The following is a 14875-nucleotide window of genomic DNA, read 5'->3' as shown; positions in this document are numbered from 1 at the left end:
GGCAGAGAAAAATCAATATCGAGATATACTTCATCTTACTCTTTTGCGCTATTGTCTTTGAATCCTTCGTTGATAAACTTAGACATATCATCGGCAATCTCCTGTGCGATTTGTGCTTCGGCAGCCGCATTCTTCAGTGCTCTGATGCGAGTTTTCGAAGCCTTATCCTCGTCCAGCAAGAAATAGACTCTCACATCGTAGAGACCATCTTTGCGCTCCCGATAAAGCGAGAATGACTTTTGCAGTTCGCCGTCAAACTCTTTCATCACCATACTCTCATAAGCAGCTACAAAATTATCGGCCTGCTCGATCGAGATGGCTTGCGACTGGTCGTTGATGCGGGCTTTGATCACACTCTTGTTCATATCGGCATATTGGGTTCTGATGTCCGAACGAGCCATACGCCCCCCCAGGATGAGCGATTTTACGGCTACGGCCGTTGCATCGTAAGAGGTTGCTGTCCCCCCGAAGTCCTCGGTTTTAAGCAAATGGTTCTTGATAGCCAGTCTCAGGGGAGTTGCACTACTGTTTTTCCAACCCTCTTTCTCGAGTCTCTTGGCTTCTGTTTTACCAGCCTTTTCGGCCTGTTTAATCTGAGATTTGGTTTGTGCATTGAGCATAACGGGGCAGAATACAATCGATGCCACCAGCAGCATAGCGGATAAAATCTTTTTCATCGTTCTTATATTAAAGGTTAAACTATTTACAGAAATTCAGTCCCTTCACTTAGAAATACAGTCCCACAGCAATTATTCAGCACTGTTTGGCAAAGATATAAAAATATACATAAAAAAATATATTTTTACTACAAATATTACTTTTATCTGCCTTTTCTTAAAAATTTTTCTACCCGCAAAAAAAAGGGAGCAGCGTGAATACGCTGCTCCCTTTGCCATATGAGATGTATCTGTCTTTTTTTACAAAATGAGCATGGCATCGCCATAGGCTCCGAAACGGTATCCCTCTTTGAGGGCTGCATCGTAGGCCGAAAGCACAATTTCGTATCCGCCGAATGCGGCCACCATCATCAGCATGGTCGATAGCGGCATGTGGAAATTGGTCACCAGGCTGGTGGCTACGGTAAAGTCGTAGGGCGGGAAAATGAACTTGTTGGTCCACCCGTCGTAAGTCTTCATGTGCCCACCGGTGCTGACGGCGCTCTCGATACCCCGCATGACCGAGGTACCCACGGCACACACCTTGTGCCCACCATCCTTGGCGTGGTTGACGAGCTCTACCAACTCGGGGGTAACAATCAGTTGCTCGGAGTCCATCTTGTGCTTGGTGAGGTCTTCGACATCGATTTCACGGAAGTTGCCCAACCCCGAGTGAAGGGTTAAGAAGCCGTAATCGATACCTTTGATCTCCATCCGTTTCAGCAGTTCGCGGCTGAAGTGAAGCCCGGCAGCTGGAGTGACCACAGCACCTTCGTGACGGGCAAATATGTTTTGATAGCGCTCGGTGTCAAGCTCTTCGACAGGGCGTGTGATATAGGCCGGCAGCGGCATCTCGCCCAGTTTATAGAGAGCCTCTTTGAACTCGTCGTGCGAGCCGTCGTAGAGGAATCGCAGGGTGCGGCCACGCGAGGTAGTGTTGTCGATCACCTCGGCTACCATCGAGTCGTCGTCACCGAAATAGAGTTTGTTACCGATACGAATCTTACGGGCCGGCTCAACCAGAACGTCCCACAAGCGGTTCTCCTCGTTGAGTTCGCGCAAGAGGAAGACCTCGATTTTGGCACCGGTCTTTTCCTTATTACCATAAAGGCGGGCCGGAAAGACTTTGGTATCGTTGAATACAAACACGTCTTTCTCGTCGAAATAGTCGATAATTTCTTTGAAGATGCGGTGCTCGATCTTTCCCGTTTTCCGGTCGATTACCATCAACCGGGACTCGTCCCGGTTTTTTGCCGGGTACTGAGCGATTTGCGCTTCGGGCAATTTAAATTTGAATTGGGACAGTTTCATATCTATTTGTTATTACTTTCTTCTTTTGTTTCTTGCTCGTTTATGGTCAGGGGAGCTTCGTCGATCATTCGAGCCACCTCATCGACCGAGAGGCAATCGGCCAGTGTCACACTGCCCACCCGTGTACGCCTAAGCCCTATCAAGTGGGCTCCGCTACCAAGGGCAACGCCAATATCGCGGGCGAGCGCCCTGATGTAGGTACCCTTGCTGCATACGACCCGTATCTGAATGATGGGCAGTTCGCAGGAGAGCAGTTCGATTTCGTCGATCACCAGCTCCTTGGGCTTGAGCTCTACCTCCTGCCCTTTGCGAGCCATGTCGTAGGCCCGGCGACCGTCTATCTTACAGGCCGAATAGGAGGGCGGTATCTGCATAATGGAACCGACAAAACGCGGTAAAGTTCGTTCCACCACCTCGCGGGTAATATGCTCGTGGGGATAGAGGGCATCGACCTCGGTCTCCAAGTCGAAGGAGGGGGTAGTTGCTCCCAACCGCAGGGTAGCGATATACTCTTTGGTGTGATATTGGAACTCCTCGATGCGCTTCGTGGCCCGACCGGTGCATACAATCATCACCCCGGTGGCCAGGGGATCGAGTGTACCGGCATGGCCTACTTTCAGCTTCTTCTGCTTGAGCCGACGCAGGATGCGTAACCGGATGCGCTTGACCACATCGAACGAAGTCCAATGCAACGGTTTGTCGATATATATAATTTCGCCTTCGTTAAAATCCATTACACAATCGTTAAGTTATGCCCCATCAACAACATGACGAGAATCACACCACCCACTATTATACGATACCACCCAAAGGCCTTGAATCCATAGCGGGTAACAAAACTTATGAAAAATTTGATTGCCAGCAAGGCTACTACAAAGGCAACTGCGTTGCCCAATAACAGAGTGCCCATGTTGTTCATAATCAAATCGGTTCCTCCAGGTTCGGAAAATAGTTTCAATATTTTATATGCCATTGCCGCAAACATGGTGGGAACTGCTAGGAAGAACGAAAATTCGGCTGCCGCCTTACGCGAAAGTTTCTGTGCCATACCTCCCACAATCGTCGCCATCGAACGGGATACACCCGGTATCATGGCTATACATTGAAACAATCCTATATAAAATGCACGTTTCTCGGTGAGCTCGGTTTTGTCGTTACCCTTGTTGAATATTTGGTCGCAGAAGAGCATGAAGATACCGCCAATAACCAGCATGACGGCAACGACTACCACATTTTCGAGCAGGGTGTCAATCCAGTCACCCAAAGCCAAACCGAATACGGCTGCAGGAATGAATGCCACCAACAGCTTCCAATAGAAATCATAGGTGTGCAGGAAACGCCGCAATGCCGAGGGATTACCCGGGAGCGGAGTACGATTGAGCCGGAAAAACCGTTTCCAATAGAGACATACCACCGACAAAATAGCACCAAACTGTATAATTACCGTAAAGGCCTTTACGAAGGGTGTACTTTCTACACCGAGAATACTTTGTGTAATAATCATGTGCCCCGTAGAGGAAACAGGTAGAAACTCGGTCAATCCCTCTACTATGGCAATAATAATCGTTTCTAAAAAATCCACTTTCTTGAAAAATTAAACAGGGTAATATCAAGCTGCCTTGTTGTCGCTTTGCTGTCTCTTTTTGGAGTTGTGCATGATCGCATAGACCATAAATACAAAACCCACAAAGGCAATGCCGGGGGCCAGGACAATGCGACGGAAACTGAAGATGTCGGGGTTATAGGCCTCGGGGGTGGTACCGTTTCCCAGCATCAGCAGGAAACCGATGACGATAACCACAAAAGATATGGCAATGAGTATGAGATTGGTTTTCCCCAGCGCAAAGGAGGTTTTTTGTCCCTCTTCGGGGAGCGCCGATACACTTTTCTTTTCTTGAGATTTCATAGGGTTACAATTTTTTTTAATCAGACATAATACAGGTCGTCTCTATCCATGCGGATGTAGCGATTTACGGCCCAATAGGCCGACACGGCCGACAGCACGATACCCAGCACCAGGATGGTGAGAAATACCAGCAGCATCATGGGCAACGACAACAGCGTGGTGAAACTCTCCATCTCAGACATGAGGTAATAGACACATCCCGAGAGGAGCAACATAGCAATGACCGAGGCCACAATGCCATTGATAATATTTGAGACGATAAATGGCCGTCGGATAAACGCCGGCGTAGCCCCTACCAACTTCATCGTGTGGATGAGGAACCGCTTGGAGTAGGCTCCCAACCGAATGGTATTGCTGATGAGGGCAAAGGAGATAATCATGAGCACGATGGCCAAGGCCAACAGAATGAGACCGATGCGGCTCATGTTGTCGTTGACCGACTGAATGAGGTCTTTCTGATACAGAATATCGTTCACGATTACCTGGTCGCGCAACTTGGTTTCGATAATCGAGAGACTGTCGGTATTGGCATACTCGGCCTTGAGTTTCACCTCGATCGACGATTGCATGGGGTTGACGCCCAATACATCTTCGGGGTTTTCGCCCAACTCGATCATCACCTCTTTCAAGGCATCCTCTTTCGAGATATACTGGGCAGCCTTCACATAATCGGCCCGCTCGAGCATACGCTGTAACTGATGTACCTGTTGCTCACCGGCCGACTCGTTAAGAACGATCGAAAAGCCTATATTCTCCTTGACATGCCGGGAGAGGTTATTGGCCAAAAAGCCCATCAAAACCATAATTCCCAAGATGAAAAGGACCAGTGAAACACTTAATGTCGAAGTCATTCGAGCATTCAGAAAAGAAATCCGTTTGCTGAAAGAAGTCTTATTGTTCATATCTCTCTTTTTTACCAAACCAAGCCTTTTGTTTCGTGAGGTTTCTACGCCTCTGTTCGATACGTATTTCGACGTTCTTACCCCTTTCTTTCGACAATGCTAAAAACAAAAGGATATAGCTAGCCCAAATTTTATGCAAATTAAAGTACGGATAACAGAAATCGCTCCTTTTATTCACATATTTTAATGTTTTCTATCGCAACTTATATTTTTCGAAATGGGCCGCTGTTTTGAACTTGAAGAGCAGATAACCGATAGCACATAATACACAAGAGGTTATATAGGCTGTAGCATAGTTGGTTATCTCGGCAATCTGTCCGCCAATGAGCACCCCCAACCCCACACCCAAATCCCAGGCCGTAAGGTAGGTCGAGTTGGCCGTTCCCCGCTGGTTGTTGGGCGCAAGGTTGATAAACATGGTCTGGTAGGCGGGGCAGATGCATCCGTAGCCCAACCCCAGCACTACGGCGGCGCCATAGTAGCCCCACTCGTTGCGCACACTCACGAAAATGAGATAACCGAGCAGCGACAACAGCATGCCCACGAAGATGTTGCGGGTGACGTATCCCCGATTGAGCCATTGTCCCGAGGCGAGTCGCGACAAGATGAGCCCCACGGCAAGCAGGATGAAGAAGAAGCCGGCCCCCGACTCTATGCCCAACTCCTCCTTGCCATAAACGGCCAGATAGGTCGAGAGAACTCCATAGCTGAACGAGTAGAAGATGAGGGTGACCGCCTCGGGTATCCCCTTCAACAACAGGAACCGGTCGAGCGAGACAGGCGGTTTCTCGGGCACCGGGTCGCGACGATAGGGCATCTTGATGGTCGAGACACATAACAGACCTATTGCAGCCGAAGCCATTGAGAGGAGAAAGATATAGTCGAAGTTGGCATAGGCATCGTGTATGTAGAGCGAGAGGGTGGGCCCAATGGCCATGGCCAGGTTGTTGCTCACCCCGTAGTAGCCTATCCCCTCGCCTCGCCGGGAGGAGGGCATCACATCGATGGCCACCGTGCTGTTCGAGACGGTGAGCAGGCCAAACGCAATACCGTGTCCTGCCCGAATAATGGCAAACAGGAGCAGAGTGCCCGCCAACAGATAGCCGCCAAAAAAGAGCAGGAATACAAAATAGCAAATGAGCAGCAACCGCTTGCGGGGAAAGGTATCGACCATATACCCGGCAAAGGGACGTATCATGAGGGCGGTGATGGTATAGGACGAGAGGATGAAACCGGCCGTGGAACGGCTGGCAGCAAAGGCCTCGCTCAAATACATGGGCAACACCGGCAACAACAGATAAAAGGCAAAAAAGAGCAGAAAGTTCCCGGCCACCACGACACAGAAACTGGGGGTCCACAGCTTGTCTTTAGCCACTTTTTCCATGGGTCTCTCGCGATTTTAGTCCAACGCTTCGCCCAGTAGGGTGGCCGACGAGGCGTCGGTAACCCTTACCTGCACAAACTGACCGATGCGGTGGTTGCCCTTGTCGAAAACGACCACCTTGTTTTGTGAGGTGCGTCCGAAGAGTTGCTCGCGCGAACGCTTCGAGAAACCCTCGACCAGGACCTCAAACTCGTGTCCGATATCGCGGCGGTTGCTCTCGAGCGAAAGCTCGTTCTGCAAGTCGATCATGCGTTGCAGACGGGCAATCTTCACCTCCTCGGGCACATCGTCGGGCAGGTGCTTCGAGGCGTAGGTACCGGGGCGCTCGGAGTATTTAAAGAGGAACGACGAGTCGAAACCCACCTCGCGCATGAGCGAGAGAGTCTCTTCAAAATCCTCCTCGGTCTCGGAGTGGAACCCGCTGAACATGTCGGTCGTGATACCACAACCGGGCAGGATACGGCGGATGGCGGCAATGCGGTCGAGATACCACTCGCGGGTATATTTGCGGTTCATCAGTTTCAAAATGCGGTTGCTCCCCGACTGTACCGGCAGGTGTATGTGGCGGCACAGATTGGGCCAGGCAGCCATCACATGCAGGGTCTCGTCGCTCATATCCTTGGGGTGCGAGGTGGTGAAACGCACCCGCATCTCACCGGCAGCCTGGGCTACCATCGCCAAAAGAGCGGGGAAATCGACCACCGTACCGTCGGCCCGTTCGTAACGATAGGAGTTGACATTCTGCCCCAGCAGAGTCACCTCTTTAAACCCTTTGGCCTTGAGGTCGGCCAACTCGCCCAGAATACTCTCGGGTTCGCGGCTGCGTTCACGTCCGCGGGTATAGGGCACAATACAATAGGAACAGAAGTTGTTGCACCCCCGCATGATGGAGATAAACCCCGAGATGCGGTTCAACCCGATGCGCGAGGGAATAACCTGACGATAGGTCTCGGTAGTCGATAGCTCGACATTCACCGCCTTCTCGCCTCGCTCGGCAGCCCCCACGAGGTTGGGCAGGTCGAGGTAAGAGTCGGGGCCAGCCACTAGATCGACACCGTTTTCGGTCACAAGCCGTTCGCGCACCCGCTCGGCCATACAACCCAACACCCCCACAACCAGGGGTTTGTGATGCTTGCGCAACGACTGGAAGTAGGCCAGGCGCGAAAGTACCTTCTGCTCGGCATTGTCGCGAATCGAGCAGGTATTGACAAAAATGGCATCGGCCTCTTCGATGCTATCGCAAAGGGTATAACCGGCCATCTGCATAATCGACGCAACCACCTCGCTGTCGGCCACATTCATCTGGCAACCATAGGTTTCGATAAACAATTTTTTCTCGGCCACCGGCTGTTCGGTCAAAGGCTCATTGTTTGTTATATTTTTCATTCTGTACGATTTTTTCTACATTTAATTTTAATTTATCAACAAAATCAACAAAAAAGTGATATTTTCTTTTTCAAAATTTGTTTTTTAAAAAATAATTATTTTCTTTGCAAACACATTACATGAAATTTTTTCATAGTTAAGGTTTAGGTTAAATCGGCTAAGAGTTGTTGAGAAACAGCTCTTAGTTATTTATAGAGCCCCAAAATTTGGAAGATTCTCAATAATACTCTATATTTGAGGACAAAAATACAAAAAAGAGATGGATTTTTCAGAGATAATCGTCGCCATAATCATCGGGCTGGTCATTCTCGCCATCAATACCCTGGGCTCTAAGAAGCAACAAAGCTCTCAAAATCAACCCAGAAGACAGCCCGGTCAAAGCCCGTTTCCCGAAGAGTCCACTTCTAAAGAAGATGACGAGGAGGAATGGGGCGCCCCTCGCACTAAAACCTTAGACGAAATTTTTCAAGAATTGCGCCGTGCCCGCGAAGAGGAGGAACAAAGGAAGATGGCCCGCGAGGAGGACGATTACATACCTCGCTCTCCCCAAAGAAGAGTTGCTTCTCACCCCCAACCGCAGCCGGTACAGGCACGCACCCCATCCAGGCCACAACCCTTGGAGCGACGACAGCCTCAAACAGAGTGGCGGCCCAAGCCTTACCCGACAGAAAAAACTGTCGAGGAGAAAGTCCAGGCTCAGCCACCGACTCAGGTTTCGACACCAGCCGAAGAAGGAGAATCGGTTTTTGCCCACACGGCACAACCACAACTCTCGGCACTGCTGTCACAAACCAACGAGCCCAACGACGTGGCCGCCATAGATGTGAGCGATATAGACTGGCGCAAGGCGATAATCGCGTCGGAAATACTGAATCGAAAGTATTGATACAGAAGAACACCTTAACCTTGAAATATCTCAAAAAACAACAAAATTTATCTTGGATATGGCATTTAATATTCTTACCGCCGAAGAAGCGGCTCAATTCATTCACCACAACGATAATGTGGGATTTAGCGGTTTTACCGCAGCAGGTACCCCCAAAGTAGTCCCTGTCGCTCTCGCCCAACGGGCCGAAGCCGAACATGCTGCCGGTCGCCCCTTTCAGATAGGGGTCTATACGGGAGCTTCGACCAGCGACTATGTCGATGGTGCCCTCACCCGTGCCAAAGCAATCAAAAGCCGCACCCCTTATCAATCGCACAAAGATACCCGTGCGGCTGTCAATAATAACGAAATTGCCTACTTCGACATGCACTTGTCGCACCTGTCGCAAAGCCTTCGCTACGGATTCCTGGGCAAGGTGAACGTGGCTATTATCGAAGCTACCGAGGTGACTCCCAACGGTGAGATTCTGCTGGGCAACGGTGTAGGTGCCACTCCTACCTTCTGCGCCCTGGCCGACAAAATCATTATCGAGCTGAACCATCACGACCCCAAAGAGCTGCGGGGCATGCACGATATCTATCAGCCTCTCGACCCGCCCTATCGTCGCGAAATTCCCATTTACAAACCGAGCGACCGCATAGGCGACCCTATCGTGAAAGTAGATCCCAAGAAAATCGTGGGTATCGTCGAGAGCGACAAGCTCGACGGTGTGAAACCCTTCACCCCGGTCGATGAAACGACGCTGAAAATCGGAAACAACGTGTGCGACTTCCTCGTGAGTCAATTGAAAGCCGGCCTCATCCCGCCCCAATTCCTGCCATTGCAATCGGGTGTAGGCAACATTGCCAACGCCGTGCTGGGTTGCCTGGGCTCTAACCCCGATATCCCGGCCTTCGAAATGTACACCGAGGTGATTCAAGACGCCGTTATCGACCTGATGAAAGAGGGCAAATGCAAATTTGCCAGCTGCTGTTCCATGACGATAAGCGACAGTAAGCAAGAGGAGGTATTCAATAACATCAAGTTCTTCCACGACAAAGTCATCATGCGTCCCGGCGAAATATCGAACAACCCCGAGATTGTGCGCCGACTGGGCCTCATCACCATGAACACGGCTCTCGAGGCCGATATCTTCGGCAACGTGAATTCGACTCACGTGACGGGTACCAAGATGATGAACGGTATTGGCGGTTCGGCCGACTTTACCCGCAACGCCTACCTTTCGATATTTACCTGCCCCTCGGTAGCCAAGGGCGGCAAGATAAGCGCTATCGTGCCCATGGTTTCGCACCTCGACCACAGCGAACACTCGGTACAGGTAATCATCACCGAGCAGGGTGTGGCCGATCTGCGCGGCAAATCGCCCATCCAACGAGCCCACACCATCATCGAGAACTGTGTTCACCCCATGTACAAAGAGCTGCTGTGGGACTACCTGAAACTGGGCAAGGGCCACACGCCTCATAACCTGAAGGCCGCCTTCGGGTTCCACAACGAGTTCCTGAAGTCGGGCGATATGGCTCTCACCAACTGGGCCGATTATGTATAACAAATAATCAAACTTCATCGATATGCAGTACCCCCGGGCCGCCAAGCAAGCCCGGGGGTACTTTTTTCAAGCCCTGCGTGCGGGCGGAAACGAGGCTGAAGCCGTCGTATTTCCTCCAGCGAAAAGGACATAAAAAGAACGGGAGGCGGTTTTACACCGCCTCCCGTATCATATATACCTGTGAGAGGATTATCGAATGGGATGATACTCAACAAAGGCTTCGATAGCCTCGTAGGAAGCCAAACCCAGGCTGGCATAGAGGTCGGCCGTAGCTTTGTTACGATCCTCGGCACGTTGCCAGAAGAGACGTTCGTCGTCGCCCAGGAAGGGAGCGCTCTCCATCTGCGACTGGTGTTTGAGAATCGAGTTACGTTTCTGACGCAGCTCTTCGGGGCTGAGGGGCACGGCCATTTCGATGTGGTCGATTTCCCATTCGGCCCAGGCGCCACGATACATCCAGATGCGGCAATCTTTCATCCACTCTTCGTCCTTGATCTCGTCGATGGCGGCGAGCACGGCATCGAGGCAAACCTTGTGAGTTCCGTGCGGGTCGGCCAAGTCGCCGGCTACGAAAATCTGGTGCGGTTTCACCGATTCGATAAGGTCTTTCACGATTTGGATATCGGTTTCGGTGAGGTCGCCTTTCTTGATGGTTCCCGTTTCATAGAAGGGGAGGTTGAGGAAGTGAACGTTCTCGGGTTTGATGCCGATATAGTTGCAGGCGGTGCGAGCCTCGCCCCGACGAATCATCGTCTTGATGAAGCGGATATCGGGAGTATCGGACTCACCGTCTTTCTTCTGCTCGATGAATTTGTGAATCTCGCTGCTCTCCTTCAAGAGTTCGGGAGTATCGAATTTGAATTTCTTGGCAATATTGTCGATGAGCATGATGTAACGCATCATATCCTCGTCGCCTACGGCGATATTGCCCGAGGTCTCATAGGCTACATGCACATCGTGTTTCTGCACGGCGAGACGTTTGAGGGTACCACCCATGGAGATAACATCGTCGTCGGGGTGCGGGCTGAAGACGATAACCCGTTTCGGATAGGGTTTAGCACGCTCGGGACGGAAGGTATCGTCGGCATTGGGTTTACCGCCGGGCCAGCCGGTGATGGTATGTTGCAGCGAATTGAAGATGCGGATGTTCACGTTGTAGGCCGAACCGAAGAGGGCAACCAGCTCGCTCAAGCCGTTGTCGTTGTAGTCCTTGTCGGTCAACTTCAAGATGGGTTTACCGGTTACCTTGCACAACCAAACGATGGCACGACGAATGAGTTTCTCGTCCCACTCGCAAGAGGTAACGAGCCAGGGGCGGCTGATACGGGTCAAGGCTTCGGCAGCCGAGAGGTCGAGCACCACTTTGGCACGACGGTGGGTCTGCAGGAAGGTCGAGGGGATAAGGTCGGTAATCTCGCCCTCGATGGTGCGTTTCACAATGTTGGCACGATTCTCACCCCAAGCCACGCAGATAATGCGACGGGCGGCCATGAGGTTCGAGATACCCAGCGTGATGGCGCTGCGAGGTACATTCTCACTGGAGTTGAATTGCGACGAGGCCACGTGACGGGCGTCGCTACCGAGCAACATGAGACGGCACGACGAGTTGAGCTGCGAGCCCGGTTCGTTGAAGGCGAGGTTGCCTACGGCACCGATTTCGCACAGAGCCAGGTCGATGCCTCCACAGGCTTCGATCTCCTCCTCGTATTTCTTGCAATATACATAGAGATCCTCTTTCGAGATCATCTTGCTGGGTGTGTGGATATTCTCGGGATCGATGTTTACCTTGTCGAGCAGCAACTCTTTCAAGAGACTCATGGTGCCGGGAGCACCTTCGGCCAAGGGATAGTATTCGCCAATGTTGAATACGATTACATTCGAGAAGCTCACTTCACCGGCCTGATACATGCGCACCAATTCGGCATAGACCGAGTGGGTGGCTGCACCCGAACCCAAAGCAAGCACGCAATGGCGGTGTTCGGCCTTGCATTTCTGAATCAACTCGGCAATGTCGTGAGCGACATAAACCGAACCCTCATCAGAACCTTCAAAGATTTTGGTATAGATCTTTTCTTCCCGCGTGAGAGCCGCGAGTTCCAACTCACCATCAGGAGCGTAATACCGTTTGGGTATTCGGTCCAGTTTAATTTGAGAACTTAGATTTGTTTTCATCGCGATAGTATTTTTGAGTTACAAACTTAATGATTCCTTTACATTTTTTCTACACAAAAAAAGTAAAAAATGATGGAAGGATATTCGATTTTTAGAAAAATACACAAAAAATTCCCCCGTTGGTCGATACTTGCCAAAAAATGATTACTTTTGGGGAAAGCTAAAATCTATAAAAATCTATAAAATCATGAGACTGATTATCGAACCAACCTATGATGCTGTTTCGCGTTGGGCCGCTAACTATGTGGCATCGTGCATCAATAAATTCAAACCCACCGAGGAGAAACCTTTCGTGCTGGGTCTTCCCACCGGTTCGTCTCCCCTGGGCATGTACAAACACCTCATCGAGTTGAACAAGAAAGGGGTGGTTTCGTTCCGCAACGTGGTGACCTTCAACATGGACGAATATTGCAATCTGCCCGAGGATCACGAGCAAAGCTACCACACTTTCATGTGGAGCAACTTCTTCTCGCACATCGATATCCGTCCCGAGAATGTGAACATACTCAACGGCAATGCGGCCAATCCCGAAGAGGAGTGCGCTCGCTACGAGGCTAAGATTGCTTCCTACGGAGGCATCGAGCTCTTCCTCGGTGGTGTAGGTCCCGACGGTCACATCGCCTTCAACGAACCGGGTTCGTCGCTCACTTCGCGCACCCGTGTAAAAACGTTGACTCAAGACACCATCATCGCCAACTCGCGTTTCTTCGGCGGCGATACCAACCTCGTGCCCAAGACGGCTCTCACGGTAGGTGTAGGCACGGTAATGGCTGCCCGCAACGTGCTCATCATCGTCAACGGCCACAACAAGGCTCGCGCACTGCAACAGGGCGTAGAGGGCGGCGTTTCGCAAATGTGGACTATCACGGCCCTGCAAATGCACCCCAAGAGCATTATCGTTTGCGACGATGCAGCTACGGCCGAACTGAAAGTGGGCACTTACAAATATTTCCTGGACATCGAGCACAACAACCTCGACCCCGACAGCCTGCTGAAATAATCACAGCGAATATCTTTTTACCCGATTATAAGCGAGGGTTCCACACCGGTTGGAGCCCTCGTTTTTTTCGAAGTGAAGGGAAGGATATAGATTTCAAAAAGAGAGGTTACAGAGAGCTGTATCGCTGCGAAGGGATGCACTTGCTATCGCTTTGCAGCGGTTCGTCAAAAATTTTGGTTCTTTTTCCACGCAGCAAAGTTGCGCATGAGTCCCGCATACTTGGCACGGCGAACGGCCGAGTGGCGAAAGATGCGATTGAATTCGTCGGGAGTAAGGGTTTCGAAACGGGCAGCGTCGAGGGCGAGAAATTCGTCTCTCGGGGCAAACTCGGGATGCGTCGAAGGGGAGGCCGCCCGATTCCACGGACAGCACTGCTGGCAAGTATCACAGCCATAGACCCGGTTGCCCATCTGTGTCGCTACGTCCGGGGGTATTTCGCCGCGGTTCTCGATGGTCTGGCACGAGATACACCGCCGGGCATCGACTTGTCCCGAAGTATCGAGAGCTCCCGTGGGACAATGGTCGCGACAGCGAGTGCAATCGCCACAACGCGCAGCAAGGGGCTCGTCGGGGGGTAAGGCAAGCGCCGTAAGCAATTCGCCCAAAAAGAAATAGGAGCCTTTACCCGGAATAATCAACTGGGCATTTTTCCCCACAAATCCCAAGCCGGCCCGCACGGCCCAATAACGCTCACGCACGGGAGCCGTGTCGCAACACACCCGACCCTCGTCACCCGAGAGGGGGGCGACAAAAGCGGCCAACTGCCGCAATTTTTCACGCATTACCTCGTGATAGTCACGTCCATAGGCATAGTAGGCAAACTGTGGATTCTCCTGCGGCTGAAACCGAGCCGGGTAATAATTGAGAGCCACACAGATGAGGGTGCGGGCTCCCGGATAGAGCAGAGCCGGATTGTCGCGCAAGTCGAGGTAATTGCCCAGATAGTCCATCTGGGCCTGCTTGCCGTCGTCGAGCCATTGCCGATAGGCTTCACGCGCACGAGAGTCCACCTCGTCCACCCGTGCGAAGCCACAAGCATCGAAACCCAACCGAAGGGCTTCGCATCGAATTTGCTCCCGGAGGTCAAAGCGTTCGGAAGAGGAATCCATTTTCTCGCAACCAGTTTATGGTTCTCGGCAAGGCATAATGCAGATTGCGCTCGGCCTTGATCGAGTCGTGAAACACAATGATGGAGCCGTTGCGGGCATAGCGTTTCACATTGCCAAACACCTGCTCGCCCGACAGCTTATTGCTGTAATCGCGGGTCACGACATCCCACATGATGATGCTGAAATCTTTCTTCAACAACTTGGCCTGCCCGGGGAGCATGTGACCATGGGGTGGTCTGAAAAGCTGGCTCTGGATGAGGTCGTGGGCATTGAGCACGTTGCGCACATATTTTTCGGGCGGGGTGGACATACCCTGCACATGGTTCATCGTGTGGTTCCCCACCTGGTGTCCCCGCCGTCTCAACTCCTGAAAGAGGTTGGGATTGCGAGCCACATTCTCTCCCACACAGAAGAAGGTAGCCTTCACCGAATAATAGTCGAGCACATCGAGTACCCACGGAGTAACCTGTGGAATAGGCCCGTCGTCGAAGGTGAGATAGACGGTCTTCTTGTCGCCCGGGATACGCCAAATGGTCTCGGGGAACAGCATGCGGTAGAAAAACGGGGGTTGCTCTATAAACATAAACAGGGTGTATGAGATAAAAGCCGGGAGA

14 protein-coding genes are annotated in these 14875 nt (G+C 51.5%); 3 read left to right on the top strand and 11 right to left on the bottom strand.

Annotation, left to right across the window (positions count from 1 at the left end; genetic code table 11):
• Positions 1 to 35: 35 nt before the first annotated feature.
• The 8 genes from B5G10_RS02660 to miaB form a co-directional block, all read right to left on the bottom strand.
• Entirely contained in the window at positions 36 to 677 is a 642-nt protein-coding gene (locus B5G10_RS02660) for a hypothetical protein (RefSeq protein ID WP_143241034.1), read from the bottom strand.
• Positions 678 to 917: 240 nt separating this feature from the next.
• Complete coding sequence (queA, locus tag B5G10_RS02655) at positions 918 to 1967, bottom strand: tRNA preQ1(34) S-adenosylmethionine ribosyltransferase-isomerase QueA (protein WP_087423226.1); 1050 nt, start codon at positions 1965 to 1967, stop codon at positions 918 to 920.
• Between the two features lie 2 nt (positions 1968 to 1969).
• A complete protein-coding gene (gene truB, locus B5G10_RS02650) occupies positions 1970 to 2701 on the bottom strand; it encodes a tRNA pseudouridine(55) synthase TruB (RefSeq protein WP_087423225.1) in 732 nt (243 codons plus the stop codon).
• Positions 2701 to 3549, bottom strand: a complete 849-nt coding sequence (locus tag B5G10_RS02645; protein WP_087423224.1) for an undecaprenyl-diphosphate phosphatase — start codon at positions 3547 to 3549, stop codon at positions 2701 to 2703. The genes truB and B5G10_RS02645 overlap by 1 nt, the downstream gene beginning before the upstream one ends.
• Before the next feature lie 27 nt (positions 3550 to 3576).
• On the bottom strand, positions 3577 to 3873 hold the full coding sequence (locus tag B5G10_RS02640; RefSeq protein WP_087423223.1) for a DUF3098 domain-containing protein: 297 nt from the start codon (positions 3871 to 3873) through the stop codon (positions 3577 to 3579).
• A 20-nt stretch (positions 3874 to 3893) separates the two neighbouring features.
• Entirely contained in the window at positions 3894 to 4775 is an 882-nt protein-coding gene (locus B5G10_RS02635; protein WP_087423222.1) for a permease-like cell division protein FtsX, read from the bottom strand.
• 193 nt (positions 4776 to 4968) lie between these two features.
• Positions 4969 to 6159 carry an MFS transporter gene (locus tag B5G10_RS02625; RefSeq protein WP_087423220.1) on the bottom strand — a complete coding sequence of 397 codons (1191 nt, stop codon included), beginning with the start codon at positions 6157 to 6159 and terminating at the stop codon, positions 4969 to 4971.
• 15 nt (positions 6160 to 6174) lie between these two features.
• Positions 6175 to 7545 carry a tRNA (N6-isopentenyl adenosine(37)-C2)-methylthiotransferase MiaB gene (gene miaB, locus B5G10_RS02620; RefSeq protein WP_087423219.1) on the bottom strand — a complete coding sequence of 457 codons (1371 nt, stop codon included), beginning with the start codon at positions 7543 to 7545 and terminating at the stop codon, positions 6175 to 6177.
• A 259-nt stretch (positions 7546 to 7804) separates the two neighbouring features.
• Here miaB and B5G10_RS02615 point away from each other — a divergent pair, with 259 nt between their 5' ends.
• Together B5G10_RS02615 and B5G10_RS02610 are read left to right on the top strand one after the other, a co-directional pair.
• Positions 7805 to 8431: a hypothetical protein gene (locus tag B5G10_RS02615; RefSeq protein ID WP_087423218.1), complete on the top strand. Its 627-nt coding sequence runs from the start codon at positions 7805 to 7807 to the stop codon at positions 8429 to 8431.
• A 58-nt stretch (positions 8432 to 8489) separates the two neighbouring features.
• Positions 8490 to 9980, top strand: a complete 1491-nt coding sequence (locus B5G10_RS02610) for an acetyl-CoA hydrolase/transferase family protein (protein ID WP_087423340.1) — start codon at positions 8490 to 8492, stop codon at positions 9978 to 9980.
• Between the two features lie 189 nt (positions 9981 to 10169).
• Here B5G10_RS02610 and B5G10_RS02605 read toward each other — a convergent pair whose 3' ends face one another.
• Positions 10170 to 12152 carry a glucosamine-6-phosphate deaminase gene (locus B5G10_RS02605; RefSeq protein ID WP_087423217.1) on the bottom strand — a complete coding sequence of 661 codons (1983 nt, stop codon included), beginning with the start codon at positions 12150 to 12152 and terminating at the stop codon, positions 10170 to 10172.
• Positions 12153 to 12339: 187 nt separating this feature from the next.
• Here B5G10_RS02605 and nagB point away from each other — a divergent pair, with 187 nt between their 5' ends.
• The gene (gene nagB / locus B5G10_RS02600; RefSeq protein WP_087423216.1) at positions 12340 to 13152 is read left to right on the top strand and encodes a glucosamine-6-phosphate deaminase; all 813 of its coding nucleotides are present in this window, start codon (positions 12340 to 12342) and stop codon (positions 13150 to 13152) included.
• A 164-nt stretch (positions 13153 to 13316) separates the two neighbouring features.
• Here the strand turns inward: nagB and queG are convergent, their stop codons facing one another.
• Together queG and B5G10_RS02590 are read right to left on the bottom strand one after the other, a co-directional pair.
• Positions 13317 to 14261 carry a tRNA epoxyqueuosine(34) reductase QueG gene (gene queG / locus B5G10_RS02595; RefSeq protein WP_087423215.1) on the bottom strand — a complete coding sequence of 315 codons (945 nt, stop codon included), beginning with the start codon at positions 14259 to 14261 and terminating at the stop codon, positions 13317 to 13319.
• Entirely contained in the window at positions 14236 to 14844 is a 609-nt protein-coding gene (locus tag B5G10_RS02590; RefSeq protein WP_087423214.1) for a polysaccharide deacetylase family protein, read from the bottom strand. Before B5G10_RS02590 ends, queG begins: the two co-directional genes overlap by 26 nt.
• Positions 14845 to 14875 lie beyond the last annotated feature (31 nt).

It is taken from the genome of Barnesiella sp. An55, from assembly GCF_002161555.1.
Taxonomy (GTDB): domain Bacteria; phylum Bacteroidota; class Bacteroidia; order Bacteroidales; family Barnesiellaceae; genus Barnesiella; species Barnesiella merdipullorum.
Note: the sequence above shows the minus strand (reverse complement) of the source record. Positions and strands in the feature narration are given on the sequence as shown.

Bases quoted from the DNA above. Each gene is read 5' to 3' on its own strand.
- miaB (WP_087423219.1), bottom strand. From the start codon at position 7,545: ATGAAAAATATAACAAACAATGAGCCTTTGACCGAACAGCCGGTGGCC.
- nagB (WP_087423216.1), top strand. From the start codon at position 12,340: ATGAGACTGATTATCGAACCAACCTATGATGCTGTTTCGCGTTGGGCC.
- B5G10_RS02605 (WP_087423217.1), bottom strand. From the start codon at position 12,152: ATGAAAACAAATCTAAGTTCTCAAATTAAACTGGACCGAATACCCAAA.
- queA (WP_087423226.1), bottom strand. From the start codon at position 1,967: ATGAAACTGTCCCAATTCAAATTTAAATTGCCCGAAGCGCAAATCGCT.
- B5G10_RS02615 (WP_087423218.1), top strand. From the start codon at position 7,805: ATGGATTTTTCAGAGATAATCGTCGCCATAATCATCGGGCTGGTCATT.
- truB (WP_087423225.1), bottom strand. From the start codon at position 2,701: ATGGATTTTAACGAAGGCGAAATTATATATATCGACAAACCGTTGCAT.
- B5G10_RS02610 (WP_087423340.1), top strand. From the start codon at position 8,490: ATGGCATTTAATATTCTTACCGCCGAAGAAGCGGCTCAATTCATTCAC.
- B5G10_RS02640 (WP_087423223.1), bottom strand. From the start codon at position 3,873: ATGAAATCTCAAGAAAAGAAAAGTGTATCGGCGCTCCCCGAAGAGGGA.
- B5G10_RS02635 (WP_087423222.1), bottom strand. From the start codon at position 4,775: ATGAACAATAAGACTTCTTTCAGCAAACGGATTTCTTTTCTGAATGCT.
- B5G10_RS02660 (WP_143241034.1), bottom strand. From the start codon at position 677: ATGAAAAAGATTTTATCCGCTATGCTGCTGGTGGCATCGATTGTATTC.
- B5G10_RS02590 (WP_087423214.1), bottom strand. From the start codon at position 14,844: ATGTTTATAGAGCAACCCCCGTTTTTCTACCGCATGCTGTTCCCCGAG.
- B5G10_RS02625 (WP_087423220.1), bottom strand. From the start codon at position 6,159: ATGGAAAAAGTGGCTAAAGACAAGCTGTGGACCCCCAGTTTCTGTGTC.
- queG (WP_087423215.1), bottom strand. From the start codon at position 14,261: ATGGATTCCTCTTCCGAACGCTTTGACCTCCGGGAGCAAATTCGATGC.